12 protein-coding genes are annotated in these 15,765 nt (G+C 72.5%); 6 read left to right on the plus strand and 6 right to left on the minus strand.

Annotated features, from left to right (window positions below; translation table 11 throughout):
• Positions 1-142 precede the first annotated feature (142 nt).
• The 4 genes from DQ237_RS02925 to DQ237_RS02940 all read left to right on the plus strand — a co-directional run bounded on the left by DQ237_RS02925 (position 143) and on the right by DQ237_RS02940 (position 5,567).
• Positions 143-1,489, plus strand: coding sequence for an RNA polymerase sigma factor (locus DQ237_RS02925; protein WP_113796894.1), 1,347 nt, complete (start codon positions 143-145; stop codon positions 1,487-1,489).
• A gap of 406 nt (positions 1,490-1,895) precedes the next feature.
• A complete protein-coding gene (locus DQ237_RS02930; RefSeq protein ID WP_240619355.1) occupies positions 1,896-2,120 on the plus strand; it encodes a hypothetical protein in 225 nt (74 codons plus the stop codon).
• 142 nt (positions 2,121-2,262) lie between these two features.
• Positions 2,263-4,461, plus strand: a complete 2,199-nt coding sequence (locus tag DQ237_RS02935) for a VanW family protein (protein ID WP_113796895.1) — start codon at positions 2,263-2,265, stop codon at positions 4,459-4,461.
• Positions 4,462-4,511: 50 nt separating this feature from the next.
• Positions 4,512-5,567, plus strand: coding sequence for a YihY/virulence factor BrkB family protein (locus DQ237_RS02940; protein WP_240619356.1), 1,056 nt, complete (start codon positions 4,512-4,514; stop codon positions 5,565-5,567).
• A 15-nt stretch (positions 5,568-5,582) separates the two neighbouring features.
• On the opposite strand, the gene DQ237_RS02945 is transcribed toward DQ237_RS02940, so the two are convergent.
• The 4 genes from DQ237_RS02945 to DQ237_RS02960 form a co-directional block, all read right to left on the minus strand.
• The gene (locus DQ237_RS02945) at positions 5,583-5,813 is read right to left on the minus strand and encodes a DUF3039 domain-containing protein (RefSeq protein WP_113797469.1); all 231 of its coding nucleotides are present in this window, start codon (positions 5,811-5,813) and stop codon (positions 5,583-5,585) included.
• A 129-nt stretch (positions 5,814-5,942) separates the two neighbouring features.
• Complete coding sequence (locus tag DQ237_RS02950; RefSeq protein ID WP_240619357.1) at positions 5,943-6,281, minus strand: DUF3099 domain-containing protein; 339 nt, start codon at positions 6,279-6,281, stop codon at positions 5,943-5,945.
• 85 nt (positions 6,282-6,366) lie between these two features.
• A complete protein-coding gene (locus DQ237_RS02955; RefSeq protein WP_113796896.1) occupies positions 6,367-6,960 on the minus strand; it encodes an HhH-GPD-type base excision DNA repair protein in 594 nt (197 codons plus the stop codon).
• An 82-nt stretch (positions 6,961-7,042) separates the two neighbouring features.
• Complete coding sequence (locus DQ237_RS02960; protein ID WP_205730041.1) at positions 7,043-9,730, minus strand: endo-1,4-beta-xylanase; 2,688 nt, start codon at positions 9,728-9,730, stop codon at positions 7,043-7,045.
• Positions 9,731-9,859: 129 nt separating this feature from the next.
• On the opposite strand from DQ237_RS02960, the gene dtd reads away from it, so the two are divergent.
• Together dtd and sigB are read left to right on the plus strand one after the other, a co-directional pair.
• Positions 9,860-10,348, plus strand: coding sequence for a D-aminoacyl-tRNA deacylase (dtd, locus tag DQ237_RS02965; RefSeq protein ID WP_369832183.1), 489 nt, complete (start codon positions 9,860-9,862; stop codon positions 10,346-10,348).
• 282 nt (positions 10,349-10,630) lie between these two features.
• Positions 10,631-11,617, plus strand: a complete 987-nt coding sequence (sigB, locus tag DQ237_RS02970) for an RNA polymerase sigma factor SigB (protein WP_113796898.1) — start codon at positions 10,631-10,633, stop codon at positions 11,615-11,617.
• Between the two features lie 150 nt (positions 11,618-11,767).
• On the opposite strand, the gene DQ237_RS02975 is transcribed toward sigB, so the two are convergent.
• Positions 11,768-14,479, minus strand: coding sequence for a bifunctional GNAT family N-acetyltransferase/acetate--CoA ligase family protein (locus tag DQ237_RS02975; RefSeq protein ID WP_113796899.1), 2,712 nt, complete (start codon positions 14,477-14,479; stop codon positions 11,768-11,770).
• Positions 14,472-15,653, minus strand: a complete 1,182-nt coding sequence (locus DQ237_RS02980; RefSeq protein ID WP_113796900.1) for an acetoin utilization protein AcuC — start codon at positions 15,651-15,653, stop codon at positions 14,472-14,474. The genes DQ237_RS02975 and DQ237_RS02980 overlap by 8 nt, the downstream gene beginning before the upstream one ends.
• Positions 15,654-15,765: the final 112 nt, after the last annotated feature.

A 15,765-nucleotide genomic window follows, 5' to 3' on the forward strand; every position in this document is an offset into this window, starting at 1 on the left:
CGGGAGGGATCCCCTGCCCCGATCGCGGTCAAACGCCGCCTCGGTCCGCCGGGTCCTCCCCCGCCCGGGGCGCTGGCCGGAGCCGCTGCCCGCGGACCACACGGTCCCCCGGGGAACGAACCCAGTACGGGAAGGAACCTGAGTGCCCGCCGACCAGCCAGCACCGGAAGCAGCCGCAGCGAGCGCCAGCCCGCGCGCCAGGACGGCCGCGACCGGTACCCGTGCCACGAAGGCGGCCGCCGAGCCGGCTTCCGCTCGGAAGAAGGCCCCGGCCAAGACCGCCGCCGCGAAGGCGCCGGCGAAGAGCCGCACCAAGCCGGCGATCACCCCGTCTCCGGGCGCCGGCGAGGGCGCCGTGCTCACCGCTGTGGCGACCGACGGCTCGACCGTCGCCGTGGTCGACGCCGGCAGCGAGGGCCTCAAGCTCGACGAGACCATCGTCGCCGGCACCGACGGCCCGGAGGCCGAGGCCCCCGCCGCCGAGGAGGCCGCCTCCGGCGACTTCGAGTGGGACGAGGAGGAGGAGTCCGAGGCGCTGCGGCAGGCCCGCAAGGACGCCGAGCTCACCGCCTCGGCCGACTCCGTCCGCGCCTACCTCAAGCAGATCGGCAAGGTCGCGCTCCTCAACGCCGAGGAGGAGGTCGACCTCGCCAAGCGGATCGAGGCCGGTCTCTACGGCTCCGAGCGCCTCCGCCAGGTCGAGGAGGAGGGCCAGAAGATCTCGCCGCAGATGCGCCGGGACCTCAACTGGATCGTCCGCGACGGCGAGCGCGCCAAGAACCACCTGCTCGAGGCCAACCTCCGCCTCGTGGTCTCCCTCGCCAAGCGCTACACCGGCCGCGGCATGGCGTTCCTGGACCTGATCCAGGAGGGCAACCTCGGTCTGATCCGCGCGGTCGAGAAGTTCGACTACACCAAGGGTTACAAGTTCTCGACCTACGCGACCTGGTGGATCCGTCAGGCCATCACCCGCGCCATGGCCGACCAGGCCCGCACCATCCGCATCCCGGTGCACATGGTCGAGGTCATCAACAAGCTCGGCCGCATCCAGCGCGAGCTGCTCCAGGACCTGGGCCGCGAGCCCACCCCGGAGGAGCTGGCCAAGGAGATGGACATCACCCCGGACAAGGTGCTGGAGATCCAGCAGTACGCCCGGGAGCCCATCAGCCTCGACCAGACCATCGGCGACGAGGGCGACAGCCAGCTCGGTGACTTCATCGAGGACTCCGAGGCCGTGGTGGCCGTCGACGCGGTGAGCTTCACGCTCATGCAGGACCAGCTCACCAGCGTCCTGCAGACGCTGTCGGAGCGGGAGGCCGGCGTCGTCCGGCTGCGCTTCGGTCTCACCGACGGCCAGCCGCGCACCCTCGACGAGATCGGCCAGGTCTACGGCGTGACCCGCGAGCGGATCCGCCAGATCGAGTCGAAGACCATGTCGAAGCTGCGCCACCCCAGCCGTTCGCAGGTGCTGCGCGACTACCTCGACTGACCGGTCGGACGAGGGCCCGGTACGCACCGCGTGCCGGGCCCTCGCTGCGCCTGCGCGACGACGGCTGGTCGCGGCGTGACCCGGATGGGTCACAGTGTCGTCGCGACCGGTGTAGCCCGACCTCTGTCGGGTAGACGGCGTAGCGTGGGAGACGCACAACAGCAGAGGACCCACGGTCGTCCCGGTTCTCCCACCCGGGGCTCCGACGACGACCAGTACGTGCTCCACCCGTAAGAAGCCAGTGACGTCCCCTGCTGGACCCGCCTCGATCGCACCATCGGTCACGGACTCATCTCATTCGGCGAGTCCGCGACGAACGCATCGGGAACGGGAACACGAGGGGCCATCCTGGCGCTGTGCAGGAGGCCGATCCGCAGCCGCGGGTCCGTGCGGTAGAGAGCGAGTGATGACCCAGATGACCCAGACGCTGACGACGACCCCCGCCGCCGACGACCTGGTCGTGCCCTTCCACTGCGACCGTTGTGGCGCCCTGGCCAAGGTGCGTGTCGTGCTCGCCAGCGGCAGCGACCTCGTGTTCTGCGGACACCACGCCCGCGAGTACGAGGACAAGCTCCGCGACATTGCGGTCGACATCATCGACACAGACGGCGAGCAGCACGTGACCGCGTGAGAGAGGCGCTATCGTCGCGCCCGCGATGACCGCCTCACCTGACGACGCCGCCGCGTCCGACTCCCCGCCTCGTGCGGGCGTCGGGCCGGCGGCTCCGTCGTCTCCGGGGACCCCCGGCACACGGCGACCGGAGGAAGCCCCCATGTCCCAGCAGTACCCGGCGTCGGACGAGACGGTCCGCATGCGCGCCGACGGTCCCGACCCCCGCCCGGCCGCCGCGCCTTCTGCCCAGGGCTTCGGCGAGGAGCACGACGACACCCGTCCGGTCACCCGGGAGTGGCAGCGCGGCGCGCCGGAGCCCGCCGATACCCCTCCTGCTCCGGCGCCCGTTGCGCCGGCCGCGCAGGAGCCGCCCGACGAGGGGGCGACCCAGCGCATCGACCTGTCCGACGACGACCCGAACGCCACGGCCGTCGTCCCCCCGCTCGACGACGACGCGACCGGCGCCCTGCCGGCCTACGAGGACGACGCCACGGGCGCGCTGCCGGCCTACGAGGACGACGGCACCGGACCGGTGGACGGTCCGCCGCCCGCCGAGCCGCCCGCCCCTCGCGGGCCGTGGTGGCGCCGGCGCTCCGTGCTGGCCCCCGCCGTGGCCGCCGGTGTCCTCGTGGCCGCCTACGGCGTCGACCTGCTCGTGGCCTCCGGCGACATCCCGCGCTCGACCGTGGTCGCCGGCGTGGACATCGGGGGCCTCTCCCCCGCCGCCGCTGCCGGCGTCCTCGAGGAGCGGCTGGCCGACCGGGTCACCGCCGAGCACCAGGTGCGGGCCGACGACGTCACCGTCCCCTTCGCGCCCGTCACGGCCGGCATCGCGCTGGACGTCGACGCCACGGTCGACGCGGCCGACGACCAGCCCCTCAACCCCTGGACACGGCTGGTCAGCCTCTTCTCCGACCGCCGGGTCGACCCCGTGCTCACCGGCGAGGAGACGGCGCTCTCGGCGCAGATGGACACGCTGGCCGAGCAGGTCGACCGGGCGCCGGTCGACGCCACGGTCGCCATCGAGGGCACGACCCCCTCGGTCGTCCCGCCCCAGGACGGGCGCACCCTCGACCGCGACGGTGCCGCCGAGGCCATCCTCGACGCGCTGGCCTCCGGGCAGGACCCGACCAGTCCCATCGATCTGCCGGTCGACGTCGAGGGCGTGTCGGTCGACCAGGCCGAGGCCCAGCGGGTGCTCGACGAGACCGTCACGCCCGCGCTCTCCGCGCCGGTCGCCGTCGTCAGCCAGGACGGTGCGGTCAGCGCCGAGGTGCCGGTCGCCGCGATCGCCGCCTCGCTCACCTTCACCCCGGCGGACGACGGCACGCTCGACGTCGGCATCGATCCCGCGAAGCTGCAGACGGCGATGGGTGACCAGCTGGGCCGCTTCGGCACGCCGGCCAAGGACGCGAGCTTCCAGGTGTCCGGCGGCTCGGTGTCGGTCGTCCCCTCGGTCGACGGCACCGGGATCGACCCGGCCCACCTGGCCGAGCAGCTGCTCCCGGTGCTGACCGACGACGCCCCGCGCTCGGTCACCGCGGAGCTCGGGCCCGTGCCGGCCGAGCTGACCACGCAGGAGGCCGAGGCCCTCGGCATCAAGGAGCAGGTCAGCACCTTCACCACGAAGATCAGCAACCCGGCCAGCGGCACCAACATCCGCGTGGCGGCCGCCGAGGTCGACGGCGCGCTGATCCTGCCGGGCGAGACCTTCAGCCTGAACGACTACACCGGCCCCCGAGGGACCGCGCAGGGCTACATCGAGGCGACCGTCATCAGCGGTGGCCAGCTCTCCAAGGCGGTGGGCGGCGGGGTGAGCCAGTTCGCCACCACGATGTTCAACGCGGTGTTCTTCGCCGGGCTCGAGGACGTCTACCACAAGCCGCACAGCTTCTACATCGACCGCTACCCCGCCGGCCGCGAGGCGACGGTGTACGAGGGCCTCATCGACCTGCAGTGGCGCAACGACACCGACACCGGCATCTACGTCGACACCGCGTGGACGCCGAACTCCCTGACGGTCACCTTCTACGGCACCAAGCGCTACGAGATCCAGGCGATCGAGGGCCCGCGCACCAACTTCCGGGAGCCGGCGGTACTGGAGAAGCCGGCGGGTGACGGCTGCATCCCCCAGTCCGGCGTGCGCGGCTTCGACGTCACCGTCACGCGCGTCTTCCGCGACCTGAACACCGGCGCGGAGATCAAGCGGCAGGACTTCCGCACCCGGTACGCCGCCGAGGCGGTCATCCGGTGCACCGCGCCGCCCGCCCCGGCCCCGGCCGACCCGGACGGCACGACTCCGGCTGGTGCGCCGTCACCGGGCGGCCGCCGCCCCGGCCGACGTCCGTCGGCGGACTGACGAGCAGCACCTCCGCGGCCGCTGCCAGCGGGGACGTGCACACTGTCGTGGTGAGCGCCGTCCTGCCCAGCGGCCCGGCCACGCAGGACACCCCCTCCGGGCCGGGCACGGAGCCCGGGGCCGGGGGTGCTGCGCCCGAGCCGCCGTCCCCCTCGCGGCTGGTCAGCTGGCCCGCGGCGGTGCGGGTCCCGCTGCAGGTCCTCGGCCAGACCGTGGCCAAGGCCTGGCAGGACCGCATCCTCGGGCTCTCGGCGGAGGCGGCGTTCTGGCAGATCCTGTCCATCCCGCCGCTGCTCATCGGGCTGCTGGGATCGCTGGGCTACCTCGGCGACCTGATCGGCAGCGACGCGGTGCGCCAGATCGAGGACCAGCTCCTGGACGCCTCCGCGGAGGCGCTGACGCCGGGGGTCGTCGACTCCCTGGTCGCCCCGACGCTGGCGGACATCCTGGGCTCGGGCCGGCTGGACGTGGTGAGCGTCGGCTTCCTGCTGTCGCTCTGGGCGGGGTCGTCGGCCACCGCGACGTTCATGAACACGATCGTCATCGCCTACGACCAGCGCGACGTCCGCGGACCGATCCGCACCCGCCTCAAGGCGCTGTGGCTGTTCGTCGTGGGGATGGTCATGGCGGTGCTGACGCTCCCGCTCCTCGTCCTCGGCCGCGAGGTGCTCATCGCGCTGGCGCCGCCGAACTGGCGCGCCACGGCGGCGATGCTCATCGACGCCGTCTACTGGCCGCTGGTCCTCGTGGGCCTGCTGCTGGCCCTCACCAGCTTCTTCCACGTGGTGCTGCCGCACCGGCTGCCGTGGCGGCGGCACCTGCCCGGGGCCTTCCTCACGCTCGGTTTCTTCCTCGTCGCCGCCACCGTGCTGCGCGCCTACATCGGCGACATCCTGACCACGGCACTGCCCTACGGTGCGCTCGCGGCCCCCATCGGCGCGCTGCTGTTCTGCTTCTTCTTCGGCATGGCGGTGCTGTTCGGCGCCGAGCTCAACGCCACGATCCAGGCACGGTGGCCGGCGCCGCTGCGCCGGCACGAGCGGCGACGCAAGGCGCGGCGGCAGGCCAAGCTCGAGGAAGAGGCCCGCCGGCTGGGACTGCGCTGACCGACGGGCCGGAGGTCAGTCCCGCTTGAGCTGCTCGTAGATCTCCTTGCAGGCCGGGCACACCGGGCTGCCGGGCTTGGGGCTCTTGGTGACCGGGAAGACCTCGCCGCACAGCGCCTCGACCAGCGTGCCCATGACGGCACTCTCGGCGATCTTGTTCTTCCGCACGTAGTGGAAGACCTCGTTGGCGTTGCCGGTGTCGGCGTCGCGGACGTCCGGGCGCTCGAGGATGTCGCTGCTGGTCATGCGGGCTCCCTGCTCGACGGTCGTGTCGTGCGGAGCCCGCGGCGACAGGCCGCCGGGCATCCGCACCCGCCGACCATGATGACAGGGCGGCGGGGGCGCCTGCCTCACCCGTCGGCCGGAGCGGCCGGCTCAGACGTCGATGATCCGGGACGCCGGGTTCTCGAGGACCCGGTCCGGTCGAGGGGTGTAGCCGCGCATCTCGCTCTTCTTCTTGGGCGGCCGGTCGTTGGCCATGACCACGGCGATCCACGGGAGGACCGTGCCCAGGATCGCCAGGATGATCATCAGCCAGACGATCTTGTAGAAGACGGCGGCCAGGACCAGCGCCACCGCGCGGATCGCCATGGTGATCGCGTAGCGGCGCTTGCGGGCGGCGTGCTGCTCCGTGAGGCTCGTCTGGGCTTCGGTGATGAGCAACGGTTCGGCCCTGCGCGACCGCGGGGACTGCTGGCTCGAGGCCACGGGCACCTTCCCTCCGCCGGCCGGACCGCTCGGGCAGCCCGGACCGCCCCCATGGTGCCACCGGATCGGACGCGGGCGGCGGGCGCCCGGATCAGCCGGCCGCCCCCTGGCGGGCCGCCTTCGCGGCCTGCTTCTGCTCCTGCTTGAACGCCCGCACCTCGGCCAGCGACTCCGGCCCGGTGATGTCGGCGACCGACCGCCGGGAGCCCGCGGTGCCGTAGTCGCCGGCGGCCTCCCGCCACCCGGGCGGGGTGACGCCGTACTGCTTGCCGAGCAGGGCCAGGAAGATCTTCGACTTCTGGGCGCCGAAGCCCGGTAGGGCGTTGAGCCGCTCCAGCAGGGTGGCGCCGTCGGGGGTGTCGGCCCACAGCCCGGAGACCTGCCCGTCGTACCGCTCGACCAGCACGCGGCAGACCTCCTGCGCCCGGCCGGCCATCGATCCGGGGTACCGGTGCAGCGCGGGTGGCCCCTGGAAGACCCCGACCAGCTCGTCCGGGTCCATCGCGGCCAGCTGCTCGGCGGACAGCGTGTCCACGCCGAGCCGGTCGGCCAGCAGTCGCGGAGCCCCGAAGGCACGCTCCATCGGGAACTGCTGGTCGAGCAGCATCCCGATGAGCAGCGCGAGCGGGTCGCGGCCGAGCAGCTCGTCGGCCGCCGGGTCCTGGGCGATGGTCAGGGTCGGCACAGCGTCGATCCTCCCGCACGGACCCCTGACGCGGACCGGCCCCCGCCCACGAGGTGGGCGGAGGCCGGTCTCACGGGTGACGTCAGCGGCGGACGTCCACCGTCACCGTGTCGGTCGCGGTGACCGGGGCGCCGAAGCTGTCGGTCGTCGTCACCGTGCAGGTGAACCGCGCCGTCCCGACCGAGGTCGGGGTGCCCTGCAGCGCGATCGTCCCGTACGCACCGGCTCCGTAGTCGCGCGATCGGGCCTTCTGCAGCGAGCCCTGGTCGACCGCCAGCGTCAGCCCGCTGCCGCTGGTCGGTGCGCAGCCGTAGGTCAGGGAGCGACCGACGACCGTGCCGGTGCCGGCGTTGCCGAACTCGGCCATCAGCTTGACCGGCTTGCCGACCTTGGCCACGACGACCGGGCCGTGGTTGACGTCCTGCACCAGCTTCGTGGTGGTGGGGGGCGGAGTGACCACCACGTCGAACGTCATCGGATTGGACGTGTTGCCGGCCTTGTCGGTGGCCGTGCAGGTGACCCTCGTGGTGCCGATCGGGAACTGCGCACCCGGCGGCGGCGTGCAGTTCGCGGCCACCGCACCGTCGCGGGTGTCACCGGCGACGACCGTGTAGGGCACCTTCGCCCCGGCGACGCTGGTCGAGAACACCCGGACGGGGTCCTTGCCGGCGATGCGGGGTGCGAGCTGGTCGGCCGGCCGGGCGCCGAGCTTCGTCGGGTCGACGATGCCCCAGTAGGCCGGAGTCACCAGCAGGTCGTCGTCGAAGGGCAGCGGCGCCTCCCAGGGGCGGGCAGCGGGCCACGTCCGCAGCCAGCTCCGGGCGTTGCTGATGCCCCAGAAGGTCACCGACTCGATGGAGCCGGAGTGCTTCCGCAGCATCGAGAACAGGTCGCGGTAGTAGTAGCCGTTCTCCGTCTCCGACTCCGCCTGGTTCGTCATGCCCGGGCGGTGCTGCGGCACGGTGCCGCTGCTGACGTCGGCGCCGTTGTTCTCCGCGGAGGTGCTGATGTCCAGCTCGGTGATGACCTGCAGCAGCGTCGGGTCGAGCTTCTCCACCGCGGTGAGCGAGTCGTCGAGCCACTGCACCGGACGCGCGAAGTCCATGTGCGCCTGGTGACCCACGCCGTCGATCGGCACGCCCCGCTGCTTCAGCGCGGCGACGAGCTCGAGGTAGTCGGCCCGCTTCTCCGGCATCTCGGTGTTGTAGTCGTTGATGAAGAGCTTCTGCGTCGGGAAGTACTTGTCGGCGAGCCGGAAGGCGTCGTCGACGAAGGACTCACCGAGCACCTGGAACCAGCGGCTGTTGCGCATGTCGTGCGGGTTGGCGTTGTCGCTGTCGTCGATGACCTCGTTGACGACGTCGACGGCCCAGATCGGGCTGTTGCCGCTCGGGTACCGCGCGTTGACGTGGTCGGCGATCGCCTTGATGTGCGCCTCCATGCGGGCGCGCAGCAGCGCCTGGTCCGGGGCGCTGTCGGTCAGCGGGGTGCCGTCCTTGCGCGTGAAGAACCAGCCCGGCGTCTGCGAGTGCCAGACCAGGACGTGGTAGTAGACCTTCTCGCCGGTCTTGTCCGCGTAGTCGAGGAGCCGGTCGACGTTGGTGAAGTTGAACGTGCCCTCCGTCGGCTGGACGACCTCCGGCTTGCCGTCGTTCTCCGGGGTGAAGGCGTTGAAGTGCTTCTGGACCAGCTCCGAGGCGCGGCCCACGGTCTCGCGGGAGTCGATGGCCACGCCGACGTGCTCGAAGCCCTGCGCGCCGAGCACGGTCCGGAGGCCCGGGACGTCCTGGATCGGCGTCTCCTGGAACTCGGCGATGGTGACGTCGTCGATGAGGAAGCTGACGTTCGCGTCGCCCTCGACGTAGAGCTGGGCCTTGTCGACCGGGGAACCGAGCGTGTAGCGGCCGGTGATCCTGGTCCACGCGCCGGAGGTGACCACCGCGCTGGCGCCGGGCACGTTGTCGTAGCCGGTGGCGGTGCCGGCCCGGTCACGCTGGACGGATGCCTTGAGGGACGCCGGGACGGTCTGCCCCGGGGCGAGCTTGGCCCAGAACGAGACCTGGGTGGTCTTCCCGACCGCGACGCTCCTCGTGATGTCGAGGGTCGGGCCCTGCCAGCCCTGGAGGCGGTTGGTGGACAGCAGGCTCGCGGAGCCGCCGTGCGCGTCGCTGCTGGTGACCTCGACCTTGGCGTCCCCCCGCGGCCCCCAGCCCTGCAGCCCGCTCTCGAAGTCGGTGCCGACCGGCTGAATCGTGCCCGGCTGCGTCGGTGCCGAGGCCTCGCCCACGATCTTCACGTCGTCGACGAAGAAGCTCTGCGTCGCGTCGGGGCTCTCCAGGTAGACCTCGAGGCCGCTGTTCGCGGTGGCGAACGTGTAGCTGCCGGCCACCTTGGTCCAGCCGCTCTCGCTGACCGCGACCTGCCAGGCGACGGTGTCGTAGGCGTCGGAACCCCCGGTCGGGGTGCGCTTGACGCTCAGTGTGACCTGGTCGGTCCCGGAACCGGCCGGCAGCTTGACCCAGCTCTCGATGGTGTAGGTCCCGGCGGGCATGACCTTGGTGGCGTCGAGCCCCGGCCCCTCCCAGCTCTGGGTCCGGCCGGTGACGGCGAGGCTCTGCGCGCCGGTGCGGGCGGCCTCCGTGCTGATGGCCACCTTCGCCCCACCGCGGCCGTACCAGCCGCCCGTGCCGTTCTCGAACCCCGTCTCGTGGACGGTGGCCGGAGCGGCCGACGCGACCGGCGCCCCGAGCACCGCCAGCCCTGTGGTCATGCCGAGGACGAGTCCTCCGGCGGCCAGACGACGACCTGACATGTGCACCCCTCGCGACCGGTGGCGGAACGTTCCGAGTCAATCCGGAGGGAGTGAAGCCAGTCACTCTCGGTTGCGTCAACGTTTTCCATGGTTTTCGAAACTCTCGTGCACGACCGATCGGGGGCGGCGAGGGAGGATGACCAGGTGAGAGCCGTGGTGAGCCGGGTCGGTACAGCCGCTGTAACCGTGGCGGGCGAGGTGGTCGGCGAGATCGGTGCCGGGCTGCTGTCACTGGTCGGAGTGGGCCGCGACGACGACGTCGCCGCCGCGCACGCCCTGGCCCGCAAGATCCACGAGCTGCGCATCTTCTCCGGTCAGGGCGGTCAGGTGTCGGCCGCCGACCTGGGTCTTCCGGTGCTCGTCGTCAGCCAGTTCACGCTGTACGCCGACACTCGCAAGGGCCGCCGTCCCTCGTGGCAGGACGCCGCTCCCGGCGAGCTCGCCGAGCCCCTGGTCGAGGAGGTCGTCGCCGAGCTCCGCCGTCGCGGCGCGAGCGTGGCGACAGGCCGTTTCGGCGCGAGCATGACGGTGACCTCGGCGAACGAGGGCCCGATGACGCTGCTCCTGGAGGTCTGAGCCCGCGACACGCCGTCGTCCGGAATCACATGTCTGGAACTCGTGAGCGTCGGGTACCGCAGGGTGACCGAAGACACTCCCTGCCGGTTTGCTGTGAAGGCCGGGTTCCTGGAACACAGGGCCCCCTGGCGACCGTTGTGCAGGGCGTACCACACCGGACAGAGAAGGGCGGAGCCGGCCGGAGACCCCGCAGCCGACCCCCGCTGAACGCCTGGATGACCACCCGCTGCACATCGACGCCGGCGGATGCATCCGATTCCGAGGCAAGGACGAAGACCCATCGTGACGCTGCTGCAGTCTTCCACCACCGACACGCTCGACGTGCGCTCCCCCCGCCGCGAGCCCGACGCCAGCGGCCTGGTGTCCACCGACCTCGTGCGCGTCTACCTGAACACCATCGGCAAGACCGCCCTGCTCACCGCCGAGCAGGAGGTGGAGCTGGCCAAGCGGATCGAGGCCGGCCTCTACGCCCAGCGGCTGCTGGACGAGAAGAAGGACCTCACCGCCGCGCGCAAGCGCGACTACAAGATCCTCGCCACCGACGGCAAGGCGGCGAAGGCCCACCTGCTGGAGGCCAACCTCCGGCTCGTCGTCTCGGTGGCCAAGCGCTACACCGGCCACGGCATGACGTTCCTGGACCTCATCCAGGAAGGGAACGTCGGCCTCATCCGCGCCGTGGAGAAGTTCGACTACACCAAGGGCTTCAAGTTCTCGACCTACGCCACGTGGTGGATCCGGCAGGCGATCACCCGCGCGATGGCCGACTCGGGGCGCACGATCCGGCTGCCCGTCCACCTGGCCGAGCAGGTCAACAAGGTCGTCCGCACCCGCCGTCGCATGCACCAGGAGCTCGAGCGCGAGCCCACCGCCGAGGAGCTGGGGCTCGAGCTGGACATGCCCGAGGAGCGCATCACGGAGCTGCTCGAGTACAGCCGGGACCTGGTCAGCCTCGATCAGACCGTCGGCACCGACGAGGAGTCCCGGCTGGGTGACTTCATCGAGGACGCCGACGCGGCGGTCGCCGAGGACGCCGTCGCCTTCCAGATGATGAAGGGCGACGTCCGGCACGTCCTGGACACCCTCGAGGAGCGCGAGCGGGACGTCGTCGTCCTCCGCTTCGGCCTCGACGGCGGGCAGCCCCGGACGCTGGAGCAGATCGGCAAGCAGTTCGGCCTGTCCCGCGAGCGGGTCCGGCAGATCGAGCGCGAGACGATGGCCAAGCTGCGCGACCCGCAGCGCGCCGACGCCCTGCGCGACTACCTCGCCTGACACAGCCCCCGCGAGCCGAGAGCCCGTCCCCGACCCGGGGGCGGGCTCTCCGCGTCGATGACGATCAGTCGAAGGACCCCGTCCCTCTCACCACTCGCACGCTCGCAGTGAGCCTCCGGACGGGGCGGTCACGGTGAGGGGGACGACGCCCTAGACGGGCGAGCGCATGCGCCGAGGGCCCGGGTCGACGCGGGCGGTCGGCGGGCCCACGACCGCGGTGCCGCCGGCGACGACGAGCGAGCGACCGCCGTGCCACGGATCCGGCGGGCCGACGATCACCGGCTCCAGCGTCAGCCGCAGCACCTCCGGCAGGTCGTCGGCCAGTCGCGCCACGCGCAGGAGCAGGTCCTCGAGCGCCCCGGTGTCGACCGGTTCCGACCCGCGCCACCCGTTGAGCAGCGGCCACGCCCGCGGGGCGCGGACCAGCTCGGCGGCGTCGAGATCGGTCAACGGCAGGGTGCGGAAGGCCCGGTCGCCCAGGAGCTCGGTCGCCACTCCCCCGACGCCGAAGCTCACCAGGGCGCCGAACGAGGGGTCGTCGACGATCTCCACGACCGTCGCGACGCCGGGAGCCGCCATCTCCTGCACGATCACCGGGTCGCCCGACGGGATGGCCGTGAACGCACTGCGCACCGCCTGGGCGTCCCGCAGGTCCAGCCGGACGCCACCGAGGTCGGAGCGGTGCCGCAGCCACGGGGCGGTGGACTTCAGGACCACCGGGTAGCCGATCTGCTCGGCGGCGGCCACCGCCGACTCCGCGTCCGTGACCGTGCGGGTGCCCAGCAGCGGGACCCCGTAGGCGCTGAGCAGGGCCATCAGCTCGTCGTCGTGCAGTTCCCGTCCGGCGGGGTCCTCGACCAGGGCGCCGCGCACCACTTGCTGCGCCGCCGCCTCGTCGACGTCGGGGAGCTCGGGCACCTCGCCGACCGGACGCCGCCGCCACTCCGCGTACTCCACGGCCTTCGCCAGCGAGATCACCGCCCGCTCCGGCGTCGAGTACGACGGGACCGACCCCCGCGCGGCCACCCCGTGCTCGTCCAGGACGGCCAGCTCCTCGGGGACCCCCTCGGTCGAGAGGAAGCTGGCCACGACCGGCTTGGTCGAGTTCCGCGCCACGTCGCGGAGTGCGGGCCCGAACTCGGCGGAGCCGGCCATGAGCGGCGGGAGGAAGACGGCCACCACGGCGTCGACGGCGTCGTCGTCCACGGCCTCCTGCAGCGCGGCGCGGAAGTCCTCCGGCGTGCCGGTCACCCCGATGTCGACCGGCTCCTCGCTGGCGAGTGCCAGCCCCTCCTCCAGCACGGCGTCGGCGACGAGCCAGCCGATGGCCGTGGAGTTGCCGACGACGGCGACGCGGCGCCCCTCGGGCAGCGGCTGGTAGGCCAGCAGCGTGCCGACGTCGAACATCTGCGCCACGGTCTCCACGCGGATGACGCCGGCGGAGGCGAACAGCGCGGCCACGGACTGCTCGGGCACCGCCACGGAGGTGCCGGCGAGTCCCCGGGTGACCTGCACGTGCCGGCCGCTCTTCACCGCGACGACCGGCTTGGTGCGCCCGACGGTGCGGGCCAGCCGGGCGAACTTGCGCGGGTTGCCGAAGCTCTCCAGGTGGAGCAGGACGACCTCGGTGCCGGGATCGGTGGCCCAGTACTGCAGCAGGTCGTTGCCGCTCACGTCGGCCCGGTTGCCGGCCGAGACGAAGGTCGACAGCCCCAGGTTGCGGCTCCGGGCGCGCTCGAGCAGGGCGACGCCGAGCGAGCCGGACTGCGCGAAGAAGCCGACGCGCCCGCGGGCGGGGACCATCGGCGCGAGGCTGGCGTTGAGCCGGACCTCGGGGTCGGTGTTCACCACACCCAGGCAGTTGGGGCCCACGACCCGCATCCCCGAGGCGCGGGCGGCCGCGACCAGCTCCCGCTCGCGGGCGCGCCCCTCCGGCCCCGCCTCGCCGAATCCACCGGAGACGACGACGAGCCCGCGCACCCGCTTGCGACGGCACGCCTCGACGACCCCGGCCACCTCCTCGGCCGGCACCGCCAGGACCGCCAGGTCGACGTCGTCGGGGATCTCCTCGATGGACGCGTAGGCGGGTACGCCCCGCACGTGTCGTGCGCCGGGGTTCACCGGGTACACCGGCCCGGCGAAGCCGTAGTCGAGCAGGTGGCGGAGCAGCGCGTTCCCGATCTTGTTCTCGTCGTTGCTGGCGCCCACCACGGCGACCGACGACGGCGTGAGCAGCCGGCCGATGGAGCGCGACTCGCTGCGCTGCTCGCGCTCGTAGGCGACGGCGAGGGCGTCCTCGGTCTGCTCGATCGGGAACGTCAGGTGGACCACGCCGTCCTCGTAGGACCGCTCGGCCTTGTACCCGGCGTCCCGGAAGACGCGGACCATCTTGCTGTTCTGCGCGAGGACCTCCGCGACGAAGCGCCGGATGCCGCGCTCCCGGCCGGCGGCGGCCAGGTGCTCGAGCAGCACCGAGCCCAGGCCGCGCCCCTGGTGGGCGTCCTCGACCAGGAAGGCCACCTCGGCGTCGTCGGTGCCGGGGTACCGGTCGTAGCGGCCCACGGCGATGACCTGCTCGCCGAGCAGGATGACGAACGCCACGCGCTTGTCGTGGTCGACGTGGGTGAACCGGTGCAGGTCCTTGTCCGAGAGCCGCTTCATCGGCCCGAAGAACCGGTAGTAGCGGGTCTGGTCGCTGCTGCGCTCCATCAGCCCGGTCAGCCCGTCGGCGTCGTCGGGGCAGATCGGCCGCAGGTGCACCGTCCCGCCGTCGGCGGCGACGATGTCGGCCTCCCAGTGCGGCGGCGGCGTGGGCCGGGCCTCGTCGTCGGTGTCGGTGGGCGGGGTCGGCTGTTCAGTCACGAGGGTCGTCCGGGTCCAGGCCGAAGTAGGGGAAGGCGGCGCGGCGGGTGCGCATGATGGCCCGGTCGACCCGGGACTCGGTGAAGGTGTCCCAGCGGGAGAAGCCGGTGTACCCGCCCTCGGTCATGTGCGTCGGCGGCCGGGCGCGCAGACCACGGCGGACGACGTCGTCCCGCCACGACTCCGGGATCTCGGTGGCCGGGCTCAGCGGCGTGCCGCTCGCCTCGGCGATCAGATGCGTCCAGGCGCGCGGGACGCAGCGGACCAGGCCGTAGCCGCCGCCGCCGAGGGCGACCCACCTGCCGTCGCAGAGCTGGTGGGCCAGCTCGTGCATCGCCTTGTAGCTGGCCCGCTGGCCGTCGACGGTCAGCGCGAGGTCGGCGAGCGGGTCCTCGTGGTGGGCGTCGCAGCCGCACTGGGTGACGATGATCTGCGGTTCGAACGCCTTGAGCACGCTGGGCACGACCGCGGTGAACGCGCGGAGCCAGGCCGAGTCGTCGGTGCCGTTGGGCAGGGCCAGGTTGACCGCGCTGCCCAGGGCCTTGTCGGGGTCACCGGTCTCCTCGGGGTACCCCGTGCCCGGGAACAGGGTCAGCGGCGTCTGGTGGATGCTCACGGTGAGCACCCGGGGGTCCTCGTAGAAGGCGGCCTGGACGCCGTCGCCGTGGTGGACGTCGAGGTCGACGTAGGCGATGCGCTGGTACCCCTGGGCCAGCAGCCAGGCGATCGCGACGGCGGCGTCGTTGAAGACGCAGAAGCCGGACGCGCTCGCGCGCATGGCGTGGTGCAGCCCCCCGGAGATGTTCACCGCGTGCTGCGCCGCCCCGGTGTGCACCTGCTGCGCCGCGAGCACGCTGCCGCCGGTGATCAGGGCTGCGGAGTCGTACATGCCGTCGAAGATGGGGTTGTCCGAGGTGCCCAGTCCGTGCCCGACGTCGGGGTCGGAGGGGGCCCTGCGCACCGCGTCGAGGTACTCCGCGTCGTGCACCAGGGTCAGCAGATCGGTGTCCGCCGGGGTCGGGGCCACGACCCGGAGCCGGTCGGTGGCCAGGACGCCCAGGCTGTCGGCCAGGCGCATCGTCAGGTCCAGCCGCACCGGGTGCAGCGGGTGGTCGCCGCCCATCGTGTAACCCAGCAGCGCGTCGTCCCAGACGACGGTGATCGAGTCGCTCACGGGCCTCCTCCCCTGCCGGCGCCGCCGGGCGCCCGCTCGAGCCGGACGCTACCGGGTCGGCGGAACGGCGGGGCTGCGGCGAGGCCACCCCGAGGAGGGCCGCGCCACCCCG

Source organism: Blastococcus sp. TF02-8 (genome assembly GCF_003319175.1).
GTDB lineage: Bacteria > Actinomycetota > Actinomycetes > Mycobacteriales > Geodermatophilaceae > Blastococcus.

Excerpts from the sequence above, each read along its gene's own strand:
- DQ237_RS02930 (WP_240619355.1), top strand. The coding sequence starts at position 1,896 with ATGACCCAGATGACCCAGACGCTGACGACGACCCCCGCCGCCGACGAC.
- DQ237_RS02935 (WP_113796895.1), top strand. The coding sequence starts at position 2,263 with ATGTCCCAGCAGTACCCGGCGTCGGACGAGACGGTCCGCATGCGCGCC.
- DQ237_RS02945 (WP_113797469.1), bottom strand. The coding sequence starts at position 5,813 with ATGACCAGCAGCGACATCCTCGAGCGCCCGGACGTCCGCGACGCCGAC.
- DQ237_RS02960 (WP_205730041.1), bottom strand. The coding sequence starts at position 9,730 with ATGACCACAGGGCTGGCGGTGCTCGGGGCGCCGGTCGCGTCGGCCGCT.
- dtd (WP_369832183.1), top strand. The coding sequence starts at position 9,860 with ATGGTTTTCGAAACTCTCGTGCACGACCGATCGGGGGCGGCGAGGGAG.